This window comes from Streptomyces pallidus (ex Mingjun et al. 2026) (assembly GCF_051550185.1).
Taxonomy (GTDB): domain Bacteria; phylum Actinomycetota; class Actinomycetes; order Streptomycetales; family Streptomycetaceae; genus Streptomyces.
Genome location: NZ_CP196181.1, coordinates 6,206,024 through 6,221,652 on the forward strand (window position 1 = coordinate 6,206,024; position 15,629 = coordinate 6,221,652).

Consider the following 15,629-nt stretch of genomic DNA (forward strand, 5'->3'; position numbering starts at 1 on the left):
CCACGCCGATGTTCCGCCGAGCCTTCTGGTTCACCGCCGGCGCAGCCGCCGGCGTGTGGGCCACCAACAAGGTCCACCGCCAGCTCAGGAAGCTGACGCCGGAGAGCCTTGCCGCCCAGGCCGCAGACAAGGCCGTGGAGGCGGGCCACCGCCTCAAGGAGTTCGCCCTCGACGTCAAGGCGGGAATGTCCCAGCGCGAGGACGAGCTGAATGACGCACTGGGGCTGCACCAGGACCCCGACCGGCCGGGCAACGTCACCGCCCTCCCCGGGCCGCGGCGACTGCAGGCCCTTGAGAACGACCCGCACCGCGGGACCACCCGACCGAACTTCTCCCACATCAACCGGAATGAGGACCACTGATGGAGTCGGCTGAGATTCGCCGCCGCTGGCTGAGCTTCTTCGAGGAGCGCGGTCACACCGTCGTCCCTTCGGCGTCGCTCATCGCGGACGACCCGACTCTGCTCCTGGTCAACGCGGGCATGGTCCCGTTCAAGCCGTACTTCCTCGGTGAGACCAAGCCGCCCGCCCCGCGGGCCACCAGCGTGCAGAAGTGCGTCCGTACCCCGGACATCGAAGAGGTCGGCAAGACCACCCGCCACGGCACGTTCTTCCAGATGTGCGGCAACTTCTCCTTCGGCGACTACTTCAAGGAAGGCGCCATCAAGCTGGCCTGGGAGCTGCTCACCACGCCCCAGGACAAGGGCGGCTACGGCCTGGAGCCGGAGAAGCTCTGGATCACCGTCTACCTCGACGACGACGAGGCCGAGACGATCTGGCGCGACGTGATCGGCGTCCCCGCCGAGCGCATTCAGCGCCTGGGCAAGAAGGACAACTTCTGGTCCATGGGCGTGCCCGGCCCCTGCGGCCCCTGCTCCGAGATCAACTACGACCGCGGCCCCGAGTTCGGCGTCGAGGGCGGCCCCGCCGTCAACGACGAGCGGTACGTGGAGATCTGGAACCTCGTCTTCATGCAGTACGAGCGGGGCGCCGGCGACGGCAAGGAGGACTTCCCGATCCTCGGTGACCTGCCGTCGAAGAACATCGACACGGGCCTCGGTCTCGAACGCCTGGCGATGATCCTGCAGGGCGTGCAGAACATGTACGAGACCGACACCCTGCGCGTGGTCATGGACAAGGCCACCGAGCTGACCGGCGTCCGCTACGGCCAGGCCAAGGACACCGACGTCTCGATGCGCGTGGTCGCCGACCACATGCGCACCTCCGCCATGCTCATCGGCGACGGCGTCACGCCCGGCAACGAGGGCCGCGGCTACGTGCTGCGCCGCATCATGCGCCGCGCCATCCGCAACATGCGCCTCATGGGTGCCACCGGCCCCGTGGTCAAGGAACTCATCGACGTCGTGATCGACACGATGGGCCAGCAGTACCCGGAGCTCGTCACCGAGCGCAAGCGCATCGAGACCGTGGCCCTCGCCGAGGAGGCCGCGTTCCTGAAGGCCCTCAAGGGCGGCACCAACATCCTCGACACCGCCGTGACCGAGACCAAGGCCGCCGGCGGCACCGTCCTCTCCGGCGACAAGGCGTTCCTGCTCCACGACACCTGGGGCTTCCCGATCGACCTCACCCTGGAGATGGCCGCCGAACAGGGCCTCTCCGTGGACGAGACCGGCTTCCGCCGCCTGATGCAGGAGCAGCGCGACCGCGCCAAGGCCGACGCCAAGGCCAAGAAGACCGGCCACGCCGACGTCTCCGCCTACCGGGAGATCGCCGACACCGCCGGCGGCACCGAGTTCACCGGCTACGCCACCAACCAGGGCGAGGCCACCATCGTGGGCATGCTGGTCAACGGCGTCTCCGCGCCCGCCGCCTCCGAGGGCGACGAGGTCGAGGTCGTCCTGGACCGCACCCCGTTCTACGCCGAGGGCGGCGGCCAGCTCGCCGACCAGGGCCGCATCAAGCTCGACACCGGCGCCGTCATCGAGGTCCGCGACGTCCAGCAGCCGGTCCCCGGCGTCTCCGTCCACAAGGGCTCCGTCCAGGTCGGCGAGGTGACGGTGGGCGCCTCCGCGTACGCCGCCATCGACATCAAGCGCCGCCGGGCCATCGCCCGCGCCCACTCGGCCACGCACCTGACCCACCAGGCGCTGCGCGACGCCCTCGGCCCGACCGCCGCCCAGGCCGGTTCCGAGAACAGCCCCGGCCGATTCCGCTTCGACTTCGGTTCGCCGAACGCCGTCCCCGGCACGGTCCTCACCGACGTCGAGCAGAAGATCAACGACGTGCTCTCCCGCGAGCTGGAGGTCACGGCCGAGATCATGAGCATCGACGAGGCGAAGAAGCAGGGCGCCATCGCCGAGTTCGGCGAGAAGTACGGCGAGCAGGTCCGCGTCGTCACCATCGGCGACTTCTCCAAGGAGCTGTGCGGCGGCACGCACGTCGGCAACACCGCCCAGCTGGGCCTGGTGAAGCTGCTCGGCGAGTCCTCGATCGGCTCCGGCGTGCGCCGTGTCGAGGCCCTCGTCGGTGTGGACGCCTACAACTTCCTCGCCAAGGAGCACACGGTCGTCGCCCAGCTCCAGGAGCTGGTCAAGGGCCGTTCGGAGGAGCTGCCGGAGAAGATCGCCTCCATGCTCGGCAAGCTGAAGGACGCCGAGAAGGAGATCGAGAAGTTCCGCGCGGAGAAGGTCCTCCAGGCCGCCGCCGGCCTCGCCGAGAACGCCCAGGACATCCGCGGCGTCGCCCTCGTCGTGGGCCAGGTGCCGGACGGCACCGGCGCCGACGACCTGCGCAAGCTGGTCCTCGACGTGCGCGGCCGCATCCAGGGCGACCGCCCGGCCGTCGTGGCGCTGTTCGCCACGGCCAACGAGCGGCCGCTGACCGTGATCGCCACCAACGAGGCCGCTCGCGAACGCGGTCTCAAGGCCGGCGACCTGGTCCGTACCGCCGCCAAGACCCTCGGCGGCGGCGGAGGCGGCAAGCCGGACGTGGCCCAGGGCGGCGGTCAGAACCCGGCCGCCGTCCCGGACGCCATCGCCGCGGTCGAGCGCCTGGTCGTGGAGACGGTCTGACCATGACACTGCGCCGCGGTCGCCGTATCGCCATCGACGTCGGGGACGCCCGGATCGGGGTCGCCACCTGCGACCCCGACGGGGTGCTCGCCACACCGGTGGAAACCGTTCCGGGCCGGGACATCCCCTTCGCCCACCGGCGGCTGCGGCAGCTCGTCGAGGAGTACGAACCCCTGGAGGTCGTGGTCGGTCTGCCCCGCTCGCTCAGCGGGCGGGAAGGGCCGGCCGCGGCCAAGGTGCGGTCCTTCGCCGCCGAACTCGCCAAGGGCATCAAGCCGGTGGTGGTCCGCCTGGTGGACGAGCGGATGACCACGGTCACCGCGGCCCAGGGCCTGCGTGCCTCCGGCCGCAACGCCAAGAAGGGCCGCTCGGTCATCGACCAGGCCGCCGCTGTGGTGATCCTCCAGAACGCTCTTGAGACCGAACGGGTATCGGGTAATCCGCCTGGCGAGTGCGTCGAAGTGGTTGTCTGATCGCGGTACGGTAACGTTCCGCGAGACGCGGCGACATTCGAACAGTCGTCGCCCACCACTTCAGAGGCGGAACCGGGTGCCCTGGCGGCGCGAGCCATGAGCACTCCGTCTCGCGGCTCTAGGGGATCGATGACTGAATATGGCCGGGGCCCTGGCTCCGAACCGTGGCACCCGGGGGATCCGCTGTACGGCGACCCCGGGTGGAACGGGCACGAGGCCCAGCAGGGCCAGATGCCTTACGGCGGCCCGCAGCAGCAGTATCCGCAGGAGCCGCAGTACCAGCAGCAGTACGCCCAGCACCAGCAGGGCCCGTACCCGGACCAGATGCAGGGCTACCCCGCCCCGCAGCAGGACCAGCAGCAGATGCACCCGCACGGTCCGCAGCACGCGCACGCGCACGGCCACCCGCAGCAGCAACAGCAGCAGACCTACGGCGGCCAGCCCTGGGACACCGGCCAGGGCCAGTACGCCATGGCCGACCCGCAGGCCCAGCAGGCCACGCAGGCGTACCCGGAGCCGGAACCGCAGGCGCACGACGCGTACCCGGCCGCCGACCCGTACGCAGGCGCGGAGCCCTACGCCCAGCAGCCCGCGGGCGGCTATCCGGGCGAGGCCCCCGACACCTACGGCACCGAGGAGTCCTACCCGCCGCCGGAGCCCCCGGGCCGCCGCCGCCCGGCTCGCGATCCGGAAGCGGAACCTGAAGGCGACGAGGACGACGAGGACGAGGACACCGCCTCGGGGGCCGACGCAGGCCGCGGCGGGCGCCGCGGCGGCCGTTCGAAGGGCAAGGGGAAGGGCAAGGACAAGCCGAAGCGGAGCGGCGCAGCCTGCCTGGTCGCGTCCCTCGTGATCGTCGGTCTGATCGGCGGTGGCGGCTACTACGGCTACAACTACCTCAAGGCGCGGTTCGGCGCGGCCGAGGACTACACGGGCGAGGGCACCTCCGAGTCCGTCGAGGTGCAGATCCCCAACGGTGCCGGGCTCATGGCGATGGGCCGCATCCTCAAGGAGCACGGCGTGGTCGCCAGCACGGAGGCGTTCGTCGCCGCCGCCACGGCGAACACGAAGGGCACCTCCATCCAGCCCGGCGTCTACACGCTCAAGAAGAAGATGTCGGCCGCGGCTGCCGTCAAGGTGATGATCGACCCCTCGAAGCTCAACGTCCTCGTCCTCCCCGAGGGCAAGCGGGCCGTCGAGGTGTACGAGATGATCGACAAGAAGCTCCAGAAGCCCGCGGGCACCACGGCGGAGATCGCCAAGCGCGACCCCAAGGGCCTGGGCCTGCCCGCCTGGGCCGCCGACAACCAGAAGATCAAGGACCCGCTGGAAGGGTTCCTGTTCCCGGCGCGCTACGACGTCACCAAGGAAACGACTCCCGAAACGCTGCTCAAGCAGATGGTCCGCAACGCCAGCGACCAGTACGCCAACCTCGGCTTCGAGGCCAAGGCGAAGTCCCTGGGCCTGGACACCCCGCTCCAGCTGGTCACGGTCGCGAGCCTGGTGCAGGTCGAGGGCAACAAGCACGACGACTTCCGCAAGATGTCCGAGGTCATCTACAACCGCCTGAAGAAGACCAACGACGTCACGAACCAGAAGCTCGAGTTCGACTCGACGATCAACTACCTCAAGGGCACGAACAACATCAACGTCTCCCGCGAGGAGACGCGCAAGCTCGACAACCCCTACAACACCTACCTCTACAAGGGCCTCACCCCGGGACCGATCAGCAACCCGGGCAGCGAAGCCCTCAACGCCGCACTCGACCCGGACAAGGGCGGCTGGATGTTCTTCGTGTCGGTCGACGGAAACACGACGACCTTCACCAAGACCTTCGCCGAACACGAGAAACTGGTCGCGGAGTTCAACGCGCGTCAGAAGCAGCAGAAGACCGGCGGGTAGGTAGGAACAGATGTCACGCATACGGGCCGCGGTGCTGGGTTCACCGATCGAGCACTCACTCTCACCGGTGTTGCACCGCGCCGCGTACCAGGAGCTCGGCCTCGCCGACTGGTCCTACGACCGCTTCGAGGTCGACGAGGCCGCGCTCCCCGAGTTCGTCTCCGGCCTCGGCCCCGAATGGGCCGGGCTGTCCCTGACCATGCCGCTCAAGCGGGCGATCATCCCGCTCCTCGACGGCATCAGCGACACCGCCGCCGCCGTCGAGGCGGTCAACACGGTCGTCCTCACCGAGGACGGCCGCCGCCTCGGCGACAACACCGACATCCCCGGGATCGTCGCCGCCCTCCACGAGCGCGGCGTCGACAAGGTGGAGAGCGCCGCCATCCTCGGCGCCGGCGCCACCGCCTCCTCCGCCCTGGCCGCCCTCGCCCGGATCTGCACCGGCGAGGTCACCGCCTACGTCCGCTCCCGGCTGCGCGCCGACGAGATGCTCCAGTGGGGCGAGCGGCTCGGCGTCCCCGTCCGCACCGAGGAGTGGTCGCACGCCGCCGAGGCCCTCGCCGCCCCCCTGGTGATCGCCACCACCCCGGCCGGCGCCACGGACAAGCTGGTCAGCGCTGTCCCGGACGCCCCCGGCACCCTCTTCGACGTGCTCTACGAGCCCTGGCCGACCGCCCTCGCGGCCGCCTGGTCCGAGCGTGGTGGGCGACTCCTCGGCGGCCTGGACCTCCTGGTCCACCAGGCGGTCCTGCAGGTCGAGCAGATGACCGGCTGCCCCGCCGGGCCGCTGGCCGCGATGCGCGCCGCGGGCGAGGCCGCCCTGCGCGACCGGCACCACTGAATCCCGCACGCCATTGATCCCGCCCCCCTGACCCGCACCACACCGGTCCGGCACCCCGCCGGGCCGGCCTCCGTGATCCGACGCCGCGGGCACACCTGATGCACTGCGGCGGCCGATCTTGTCCGGGCGCGGCGGCACCGGCCAGGGTGGGACGGGTGCACCACCGTCCCGCCAGCTGGACCGGGACCGGCGCACCGGCCCGGACGTGGGAGGATCGGGTATGGCGGGTCCGGGCCGCGCGCCCCCAGCTACCGCTGGGAGGTGCCCCCAGGACCGCGCCGCCGCTGTACCAGGCGCGAGCATGAGGAGCATCGTTGAGCAGGTTGCGTTGGCTGACCGCTGGGGAGTCGCACGGTCCGGCGCTGGTGGCGACGCTGGAGGGGCTTCCCGCCGGCGTTCCGGTGACCACGGAGCTGGTTGCCGACCACCTCGCGCGGCGCCGGCTCGGGTACGGGCGTGGTGCGCGGATGAAGTTCGAGCAGGACGAGGTGACGTTCCTGGGCGGTGTCCGGCACGGGCTGTCCCTGGGCTCGCCCGTCGCCGTGATGGTCGGGAACACCGAGTGGCCGAAGTGGGAGAAGGTCATGTCGGCCGACCCCGTCGACCCCTCGGAGCTGAAGGAGACCGGCCGCAACGCGCCGCTGACCCGGCCGCGCCCGGGCCACGCCGACCTGGCCGGCATGCAGAAGTACGGCTTCGACGAGGCACGGCCGATCCTGGAGCGCGCCAGCGCCCGTGAGACCGCCGCCCGCGTCGCCCTCGGCGCGGTGGCGCGCTCCTTCCTGAAGGAGGCCGCCGGCATCGAGATCGTCTCGCACGTCGTCGAACTGGCCGCGGCGAAGGCCCCGTACGGCGTCTACCCGACCCCGGCGGACGTCGAGAAGCTGGACGCCGACCCGGTGCGGTGCCTGGACGCGGACGCGTCGAAGGCGATGGTCGCGGAGATCGACCAGGCCCACAAGGACGGCGACACCCTCGGCGGCGTCGTCGAGGTCCTCGCCTACGGCGTCCCGGTCGGCCTCGGCTCGCACGTCCACTGGGACCGCCGCCTCGACGCCCGCCTCGCGGCGGCGCTGATGGGCATCCAGGCGATCAAGGGCGTCGAGGTCGGCGACGGCTTCGAACTCGCCCGCGTCCCCGGCTCCCAGGCCCACGACGAGATCGTCGCCACCCCTGACGGCATCAAGCGCACCTCCGGCCGCTCCGGTGGCACCGAGGGCGGCCTGACCACCGGCGAGCTGCTGCGCGTCCGCGCCGCGATGAAGCCCATCGCGACCGTCCCGCGCGCCCTGGCCACGATCGACGTCGCCACCGGCGAGGCGGCGGCCGCGCACCACCAGCGCTCCGACGTCTGCGCCGTCCCCGCGGCCGGCATCGTCGCCGAGGCCATGGTCGCGCTGGTCCTCGCGGACGCCGTGGTGGAGAAGTTCGGCGGCGACTCGGTGGCCGAGACCCGCCGCAACGTGCAGTCGTACCTCGACAACCTCCAGATCCGGTGACCGGCGGACCCCTGGTCGTCCTCGTCGGCCCCATGGGATCCGGCAAGTCCACGGTGGGGCAGTTGCTGGCCCGCCGGCTCGGCGTCCCCTACCGGGACACGGACGCCGACATCGTGGCGGCCCAGGGCCGTCCCGTCTCGGACATCTTCGTCGACGAGGGCGAGCCGTACTTCCGTGAGCTGGAACGGCAGGCGGTCGCCGCGGCCGTCGCCGAGCACACCGGAGTCCTCGCCCTCGGCGGTGGAGCCGTCCTCGACGAGGACACCCGCCGGCTGCTGTCCGACCTGCCGGTCGCCTACCTCTCGATGGACGTCGAGGAGGCCGTCCGGCGCGTGGGCCTGGGCGCCGCCCGCCCGCTGCTCGCCGTCAACCCGCGCCGCCAGTGGCGCGAGCTGATGGAGGCCCGCCGCCCCCTGTACACCGAAGTCGCGCGCGTCGAGGTGCCCACCGACGACCGCACCCCCGAAGAGGTCGCCCAGGCGGTCCTCGACGCTCTGGAGTTGAAGGACGTATGACAGACCAGGTGACGCGGATCCACGTCGGCGGAAGCGCCGGCCACGACCCGTACGACGTGCTGGTCGGCCGGCAGCTGCTCGGCGAGCTCGGCGCGCTGATCGGCACCAAGGCCCAGCGGGTCGCCGTGATCCACCCCGAGGCGCTGGCCTCGACCGGCGAGGCCCTGCGCGACGACCTCGCCGACCAGGGCTACGAGGCGATCGCCATCCAGGTGCCGAACGCCGAGGAGGCCAAGACGGCCGAGGTGGCCGCGTACTGCTGGAAGGCGCTCGGCCAGTCCGGCTTCACCCGCACCGACGTGATCGTCGGCGTCGGCGGCGGGGCCACCACCGACCTGGCCGGCTTCGTCGCGGCCACCTGGCTGCGCGGCGTGCGCTGGATCGCCGTACCGACCACCGTCCTCGCGATGGTCGACGCGGCCGTCGGCGGCAAGACCGGCATCAACACGGCCGAGGGCAAGAACCTGGTGGGCTCCTTCCACCCGCCCGCCGGCGTGCTGTGCGACCTCGCGGCGCTCGAATCGCTGCCGGTCAACGACTACGTCAGCGGCCTCGCCGAGATCATCAAGGCCGGCTTCATCGCCGACCCCGCCATCCTCGACCTGATCGAGGAGGACCCGGCCGCCGCCCGCACCCCGGACGGTCCGCACACCGCGGAGCTCGTCGTCCGCTCGATCCAGGTCAAGGCGGACGTCGTCTCCAGCGATCTGAAGGAGTCGGGCCTGCGGGAGATCCTCAACTACGGCCACACCCTCGCGCACGCCATCGAGAAGAACGAGCGCTACAAGTGGCGGCACGGCGCGGCCGTCTCGGTCGGCATGGTCTTCGCCGCCGAACTGGGCCGACTCGCGGGCCGCCTGGACGACGCCACCGCCGAACGGCACAAGCAGATCCTGGCCTCCGTCGGCCTGCCGCTCACCTACCGCGGCGACCAGTGGCCCAAGCTGCTCCAGACCATGCAGGTCGACAAGAAGTCCCGCGGCAACCTGCTGCGCTTCATCGTCCTCGACGGCCTGGCCAAGCCGACCGTGCTGGAGGGCCCCGACCCGGCGCACCTGATCGCCGCCTACGGCGAGGTCTCGGCATGAGCCGCCGGGTCCTGGTGCTGAACGGCCCCAACCTCGGCCGGCTCGGCTCCCGCGAGCCCGACGTGTACGGGGCCACCTCGTACGCCGGGCTCGTCGAGACCTGCCGGGAGCTGGGCGCGGAGCTCGGCTTCGACGTCGAGGTCCGCGAGACCAACGACGAGGGCGAGATGATCCGTTGGCTCCACGAGGCGGCCGACGGGAAGGTCCCGGTGGTCATCAACCCCGGTGCGTTCACGCACTACTCGTACGGCATGCGGGACGCGGCCGCCCAGCGCACCGCCCCGCTGATCGAGGTGCACATCTCGAACCCGTACGCCCGGGAGGAGTTCCGGCACACGTCCGTCATCGCCTCGGTGGCGACGGGCACGGTGGCGGGCTTCGGGATCGGCTCGTACCGGCTGGCGCTGCGGGCCCTCGCGGACGAGGTCGACCGCTGACGGTGCTGGTGGGCGGCACCGCCGCAGTCATATAACGTTCTCGCATCAGTCGGTGGAACGAGACGGAGTGGCAGCGGATGCACCAGGGAGTGGGGGCGGCCGGCAGCGGTGGCTGGGGGCCGCCGGGACACCAGCCGGCGGTGCCCCCGCAGCCGCCGATACCGCCCGCGCAGGGCTGGCCCCCGGCCCCGCACCCGCAGGTGCCGCCGCACCTGCCGCCGCCCGGGCAGGACGCCACCGGCCACATCCCGCTGCCGCCCGTCGCGGCCGTTCCCGGCCCCGCTGCCGCCGGGCCGGGGGCGGGCGGCGGCACGGGCACGGCCGTGCTGGCCGTCCTGCTCATCGGGCCGGCCGGCGCCGGCAAGACCACGGTCGCCCGGCACTGGGCGGGCTCGCGGCCCGTACCCACCGCGCACATCAGCCTCGACGACGTCCGCGAGTGGGTCTGCTCGGGCTTCGCCGACCCCCAGGCCGGCTGGAACGACCAGTCCGAGGCCCAGTACCGGCTGGCCCGCCGCACCTGCGGCTTCGCCGCCCGCAACTTCCTGGCCAACGGGATCTCCTGCATCCTCGACGACGCCGTCTTCCCCGACCGCCCCGTCGTGGGCCTCGGCGGCTGGAAGCGCCACGTCGGCCCGACCCTGCTGCCGGTGGTGCTGCTGCCCGGCCTGGAGATCGTCCTGGAGCGCAACGCCCAGCGCTCCGGCAACCGCCGCCTCTCCGACGAGGAGGTCGCCCGGATCCACGGCCGGATGGCCGGCTGGTACGGCTCCGGCCTGCCGATCATCGACAACTCCGACCTGGACGTGGAGGGCACCGCCCGGGCCCTGGACGAGGCCCTGGCCCGCGCGATCACCGCCTCGGCCTTCTGACCCGCCGCCCCTCCGGGGCCGGCCCCGGACGGAGGTGCCCACCGGGCCGGATGCGCCGGTCGCTCGTAGTCTCGAAGACATGTCAGACGTGTACGCGGCCCGCCGTGGCCTGCTTCGCGACCGCTGTGCCGCCGCCGGGAACGCCGCCGCACTGATCACGCGTCCGGCGAACGTCCGCTACCTCGCCGGGGGATCCCCGCGCGGCGCCGTCCTGCTCGTCGGACCGGGAGCCGAGGACACCCTGTTCACCGTCGGGCCGCCCACCGGGGAGCTCGACGAGGGACGCCTCGACGAACGGCTCGCGGTCAGCGCCCTGCCCACCCCGGGCGCCGACGCCGCGGTCGCCGCCGCCGACCTGGCCGGATCGGCTGACGCCGAGTCCCTCGCGGTCGAGGAGCACCACCTCACCGTCGCCCGGCACCGCGCCCTGGGATCCGTCGCGCCCAAGCTGCGGCTCACCGACCTCGGCACCGCCGTGGAACAGCAGCGCCTGGTCAAGGACGAGGAGGAGATCGCCTGCCTGCGGATCGCCGCCGAGATCGCCGACCAGGCCCTGGGCGAACTGCTGGAGTCGATCCTCGTCGGCCGCACCGAACGCCACCTCGCCCTGGAACTGGAGCGCCGGCTCGTCGACCACGGGGCCGACGGCCCGGCCTTCCCGACCTCCGTCGGCACCGGGCCCCACTCCGGGCGTTCCAGGCACCGGCCCTCCGACCGGCGCGTCGAGGAGGGCGACTTCCTCTCCGTGTGCCTCGGGGCGAACTACCGCGGCTACCGCTGCGAGATCGGCCGGACCTTCGTGATCGGAACCAGCCCGGCCGACTGGCAGATCGAGCTGTACGACGTCGTCTTCGCCGCCCAGCGGGCCGGACGGGAGGCACTGCTGCCCGGAGCCGCCTACCGGGACGTGGACCGTGCGGCCCGCTCCGTCCTCGACTCCGCAGGCCACGCCGAGGCCCTCGCGCCCTCGACCGGGCACGGAGTCGGCCTGGAAATCGACGAGGACCCGCAGCTTGCACCTACGGCAATGGGTAAACTGGACGCTTGCGTGCCGGTCACCGTCGAACCGGGGGTCCACCTCCCGGGCCGGGGCGGAGTCCGGATCGATGACACGCTCGTCGTACGCCCCGAGGCGGACGGCGGTCCCGAGCTACTCACCATTACGACCAAGGAGCTGCTCGCACTGTAGTCCGGCGTGCCGGACTGAGGCGCGCACCCCTGGCCTTCCAGTGCAGGAGATTCCGCAACCGTGGCTTCCACGAACGACCTCAAGAACGGCATGGTGCTCAAGCTCGACGGTGACCAGCTCTGGTCCGTCGTCGAGTTCCAGCACGTCAAGCCCGGCAAGGGCCCGGCCTTCGTGCGCACCAAGCTCAAGAACGTGCTCTCCGGCAAGGTCGTCGACAAGACCTTCAACGCGGGCGTGAAGGTCGAGACGGCCACCATCGACCGCCGCGACATGCAGTTCTCGTACATGGACGGCGACTACTTCGTCTTCATGGACATGCAGACCTACGACCAGCTGCACGTCGACCGCAAGGCCGTCGGCGACGCCGCCAACTTCCTCATCGAGGGCTTCACCGCCTCCGTGGCGCAGCACGAGGGATCGGTGCTCTACGTCGAGCTCCCGGCCGCGGTCGAGCTGACCATCCAGCACACCGACCCGGGCGTCCAGGGCGACCGCTCCACCGGCGGCACCAAGCCGGCGACCCTGGAGACCGGCCACGAGATCCAGGTCCCCCTCTTCGTCACCACCGGCGAGAAGGTCAAGGTCGACACCCGCACCAGCGACTACCTCGGCCGGGTGAGCAGCTAACCGTGGCTGCCCGCAGCAACGCGCGCAAGCGCGCCTTCCAGATCCTCTTCGAGGCCGACCAGCGCGGGGTGCCCGTGCGCGAGGTCCTCGCGGACTGGGTCCGCCACGCGCGGTCGGACGACCGGCAGCCGCCGGTCAACGCCTTCACGATGGATCTCGTCGAGGGCTACGCCGACAAGGTGAACCGCATCGACGACCTGATCGTCACCTACGCCGTGGACTGGGAGCTCGACCGCATGCCGGTCGCCGACCGGAACATCCTGCGGCTCGGTGCGTACGAGCTGATCTGGGTGGACGACACCCCGGACGCCGTGGCCATCGACGAGGCCGTGCAGCTGGCCAAGGAGTTCTCCACGGACGAGTCGCCCGCGTTCGTCAACGGCCTCCTGGCCCGCTTCAAGGACCTGAAGCCGAGCCTGCGCCGGGGCGAGTAGCGCCCTCGGCGGCCGCCGGCACGACGCAGGGGCCCGCAGCGCAGCAGCGCAGCGGGTCCTTTCGTCTGTCCGCTCCCGCGCCCGTCGGAGGCGTACGGTGCCACGGAGGCGGAAACCGGTGTGGGCCGGGAGCCCCTTCAGGCTCCCGGCCCACACCGGTAACGTTTCTGCTGGTCCCGGGGACCGGGATCAGGCGTCCTCGTGCGCCACGGCGCGACGCGCGTCCGCATCCAGGACGCCCCAGCTGATCAGCTGCTCCGTCAGGACCGAGGGCGACTGGTCGTAGATGACCGCAAGGGTGCGCAGGTCGTCCTGGCGGATCGACAGCACCTTGCCGTTGTAGTCGCCGCGCTGGCTCTGGATGGTCGCCGCGTAACGCTGGAGCGGGCCGGCCTTCTCGGCGGGGACGCCCGCCAGGCGCTCCAGGTCGAGACGCAGCTTCGGCGGCGGCTCGGCCGCACCGCCGGGGGTGGTGCCCGGCAGCAGCTCCTGCACCGGCACCCCGTAGAAGTCCGCCAGCTCGGCAAGACGCTGGACGGTCACGGCGCGGTCCCCGCGCTCGTACGAACCGACCACCACGGCCTTCCAACGGCCCTGCGACTTCTCCTCGACACCGTGGAGGGAGAGGCCCTGCTGGGTGCGGATGGCGCGGAGCTTGGCCCCGAGCTGTTTGGCGTATTCGCTGGACATAACGCTCCCGGACGCTGTGACGCTGTGACTACATGGAGACCATGCGGCTCCGCCGCGCGGCTGGTAACTCACTGTGAGGTTACGCAGCGTGACTTGGATGCGTCAAGCCGAATGGCGTCGCCCGCCCACGTACGAGCGGCCGCGCACCGCCCCGGTTCGGTTGCACACCGATCCCCCTGGTAACGTGGACGGCGTTGTACAGACGTCCTTTAAGGTCCGTCCCGTGAGGCGGAGAAGGAGGTCCTTTCCATGGACGCTCAGGCTGCCCAGAACGACGGTGCCGTCGGCACCGACGCGATGCGCCCCGTGCTCGAGGCACAGGACATCGCGCGGGTCTTGACCCGCATCGCCCACGAGATCGTCGAACGCGCCAAGGGCGCCGACGACGTGGTGCTCCTCGGCATTCCCACCCGCGGCGTGTTCCTCGCCCGCCGGCTGGCCGCCAAGCTCGAAGAGATCACGGGATCGAAGATCCCGGTCGGGTCCCTCGACATCACCATGTACCGCGACGACCTGCGGATGAAGCCGGCCCGAGCCATCGGCCGCACCGAGATCCCCGGTGACGACATCGACGGCCGCCTCGTCGTCCTCGTCGACGACGTCCTCTTCTCCGGCCGCACCATCCGGGCCGCCCTCGACGCCCTCGGCGACCTCGGCCGTCCCCGCGCCGTGCAGCTCGCGGTCCTCGTCGACCGCGGCCACCGCGAGCTGCCGATCCGCGCGGACTACGTCGGCAAGAACCTCCCCACGTCGCTGCGGGAGACCGTCAAGGTCCAGCTCGATGAGGAGGACGGCCGTGACGCCGTACTGCTCGGCCAGCAGACCGCCCCCGCGGCCGCTCAGTAGCCGTAGCCGTACCCACGGACCCCCGTACGCCCGTACGAGTGATGGGCCCCGTTCCCGGGGCCCGCGCGCCGGCCTGCCCTGCCCGCACGCCGGCGAGCCAGCCCCGCCGCTCTGCCCTCTCCCGACTTACGGAGCACCCAGATGAAGCGCCACCTCATCTCGGCCGCCGACCTGACGCGCGACGACGCCGTCCTGATCCTCGACACCGCCGAGGAAATGGCCCGGGTCGCCGACCGGCCGATAAAGAAGCTGCCGACCCTCCGCGGCCGCACGATCTGCAACCTGTTCTTCGAGGACTCCACCCGCACCCGGATCTCCTTCGAGGCCGCCGAGAAGCGGCTCTCCGCCGACGTGATCAACTTCGCGGCCAAGGGCTCCTCGGTGTCCAAGGGCGAATCCCTCAAGGACACCGCCCAGACCCTGGAGGCGATGGGCGTCGACGCCGTCGTCATCCGCCACCACGCCTCCGGCGCCCCCTACCGGCTCGCGACCTCCGGCTGGATCGACGCGCCCGTCATCAACGCCGGCGACGGAACCCACCAGCACCCCACCCAGGCCCTGCTGGACGCCTTCACCATGCGCCGCCGTCTCGTCGGCCGCGACGCCGGCCTCGGCAAGGGCCTCGACGGCCGCCGGATCACCATCGTCGGCGACGTCCTGCACAGCCGCGTCGCCCGCTCCAACGTCGACCTGCTGCACACCCTCGGCGCCGAGGTCACCCTCGTGGCCCCGCCCACCCTGCTGCCCGTCGGCGTCGGCACCTGGCCCTGCGAGGTCTCCTACAGCCTCGACGAGGTGCTGCCCAAGTCCGACGCCGTCATGATGCTGCGCGTGCAGCGCGAACGGATGAACGCCGCGTTCTTCCCCACCGAGCGCGAGTACTCCCGCCGCTACGGGCTGGACGGCGCCCGGATGGCGAAGATGCCCGAGCACGCCGTCGTCATGCACCCCGGGCCGATGGTCCGCGGCATGGAGATCACCGCCGAGGTCGCCGACTCCGACCGCTGCACGGTCGTCGAGCAGGTCGCCAACGGCGTGTCCATCCGCATGGCCGTCCTGTACCTGCTGCTCGGCGGCTCCGAGCCCGCCGTCACCACCAGCACCGCCCCCTCCCGCCCGTCGCCCACCGCCGCCCTTGACGGAGGCGCTGCACGCCGCCCCTCTCACGCCGAGGAGACCAAGTAA

General features: G+C 71.6%; 16 protein-coding genes. 15 read left to right on the forward strand and 1 reads right to left on the reverse strand.

Going from position 1 to position 15,629, the window contains the following annotated elements; genetic code table 11:
* The first annotated feature begins 8 nt into the window (after positions 1–8).
* The 13 genes from ACSHWO_RS27565 (at position 9) to nusB (ending at position 12,908) form a co-directional block, all read left to right on the forward strand.
* Complete coding sequence (locus ACSHWO_RS27565) at positions 9–362, forward strand: DUF6167 family protein (protein ID WP_361091559.1); 354 nt, start codon at positions 9–11, stop codon at positions 360–362.
* Positions 362–3,031: an alanine--tRNA ligase gene (alaS, locus tag ACSHWO_RS27570; protein ID WP_361091556.1), complete on the forward strand. Its 2,670-nt coding sequence runs from the start codon at positions 362–364 to the stop codon at positions 3,029–3,031. Before ACSHWO_RS27565 ends, alaS begins: the two co-directional genes overlap by 1 nt.
* 2 nt (positions 3,032–3,033) lie before the next feature.
* Positions 3,034–3,504 carry a Holliday junction resolvase RuvX gene (ruvX, locus tag ACSHWO_RS27575; protein WP_361091553.1) on the forward strand — a complete coding sequence of 157 codons (471 nt, stop codon included), beginning with the start codon at positions 3,034–3,036 and terminating at the stop codon, positions 3,502–3,504.
* Positions 3,505–3,735: 231 nt separating this feature from the next.
* The gene (mltG, locus tag ACSHWO_RS27580; RefSeq protein WP_438315883.1) at positions 3,736–5,406 is read left to right on the forward strand and encodes an endolytic transglycosylase MltG; all 1,671 of its coding nucleotides are present in this window, start codon (positions 3,736–3,738) and stop codon (positions 5,404–5,406) included.
* 10 nt (positions 5,407–5,416) lie between these two features.
* Positions 5,417–6,247 (forward strand): shikimate dehydrogenase, encoded by an 831-nt coding sequence (locus tag ACSHWO_RS27585; RefSeq protein WP_438315886.1) that lies wholly within the window; start codon positions 5,417–5,419, stop codon positions 6,245–6,247.
* A 314-nt stretch (positions 6,248–6,561) separates the two neighbouring features.
* A complete protein-coding gene (gene aroC, locus ACSHWO_RS27590; RefSeq protein ID WP_361091535.1) occupies positions 6,562–7,746 on the forward strand; it encodes a chorismate synthase in 1,185 nt (394 codons plus the stop codon).
* Positions 7,743–8,261, forward strand: a complete 519-nt coding sequence (locus ACSHWO_RS27595) for a shikimate kinase (protein ID WP_361091532.1) — start codon at positions 7,743–7,745, stop codon at positions 8,259–8,261. The genes aroC and ACSHWO_RS27595 overlap by 4 nt, the downstream gene beginning before the upstream one ends.
* Entirely contained in the window at positions 8,258–9,349 is a 1,092-nt protein-coding gene (gene aroB / locus ACSHWO_RS27600) for a 3-dehydroquinate synthase (RefSeq protein ID WP_438315890.1), read from the forward strand. Before ACSHWO_RS27595 ends, aroB begins: the two co-directional genes overlap by 4 nt.
* Positions 9,346–9,786: a type II 3-dehydroquinate dehydratase gene (gene aroQ / locus ACSHWO_RS27605; RefSeq protein WP_361091526.1), complete on the forward strand. Its 441-nt coding sequence runs from the start codon at positions 9,346–9,348 to the stop codon at positions 9,784–9,786. The genes aroB and aroQ overlap by 4 nt, the downstream gene beginning before the upstream one ends.
* A gap of 77 nt (positions 9,787–9,863) precedes the next feature.
* Positions 9,864–10,658, forward strand: coding sequence for an AAA family ATPase (locus ACSHWO_RS27610; RefSeq protein WP_438315893.1), 795 nt, complete (start codon positions 9,864–9,866; stop codon positions 10,656–10,658).
* Between the two features lie 79 nt (positions 10,659–10,737).
* Positions 10,738–11,847 carry an aminopeptidase P family protein gene (locus ACSHWO_RS27615; RefSeq protein WP_438315896.1) on the forward strand — a complete coding sequence of 370 codons (1,110 nt, stop codon included), beginning with the start codon at positions 10,738–10,740 and terminating at the stop codon, positions 11,845–11,847.
* A gap of 60 nt (positions 11,848–11,907) precedes the next feature.
* Complete coding sequence (gene efp / locus ACSHWO_RS27620; RefSeq protein ID WP_179173288.1) at positions 11,908–12,474, forward strand: elongation factor P; 567 nt, start codon at positions 11,908–11,910, stop codon at positions 12,472–12,474.
* A 2-nt stretch (positions 12,475–12,476) separates the two neighbouring features.
* Positions 12,477–12,908, forward strand: coding sequence for a transcription antitermination factor NusB (gene nusB / locus ACSHWO_RS27625; RefSeq protein WP_361091516.1), 432 nt, complete (start codon positions 12,477–12,479; stop codon positions 12,906–12,908).
* Between the two features lie 189 nt (positions 12,909–13,097).
* Here nusB and bldD read toward each other — a convergent pair whose 3' ends face one another.
* Positions 13,098–13,598 carry a transcriptional regulator BldD gene (gene bldD, locus ACSHWO_RS27630; RefSeq protein ID WP_030841550.1) on the reverse strand — a complete coding sequence of 167 codons (501 nt, stop codon included), beginning with the start codon at positions 13,596–13,598 and terminating at the stop codon, positions 13,098–13,100.
* A gap of 249 nt (positions 13,599–13,847) precedes the next feature.
* Between bldD and pyrR the strand changes: the two genes are divergently transcribed.
* Together pyrR and ACSHWO_RS27640 are read left to right on the forward strand one after the other, a co-directional pair.
* Entirely contained in the window at positions 13,848–14,444 is a 597-nt protein-coding gene (gene pyrR, locus ACSHWO_RS27635) for a bifunctional pyr operon transcriptional regulator/uracil phosphoribosyltransferase PyrR (protein WP_361091512.1), read from the forward strand.
* A 141-nt stretch (positions 14,445–14,585) separates the two neighbouring features.
* Positions 14,586–15,629 carry an aspartate carbamoyltransferase catalytic subunit gene (locus ACSHWO_RS27640; RefSeq protein WP_361091509.1) on the forward strand — a complete coding sequence of 348 codons (1,044 nt, stop codon included), beginning with the start codon at positions 14,586–14,588 and terminating at the stop codon, positions 15,627–15,629.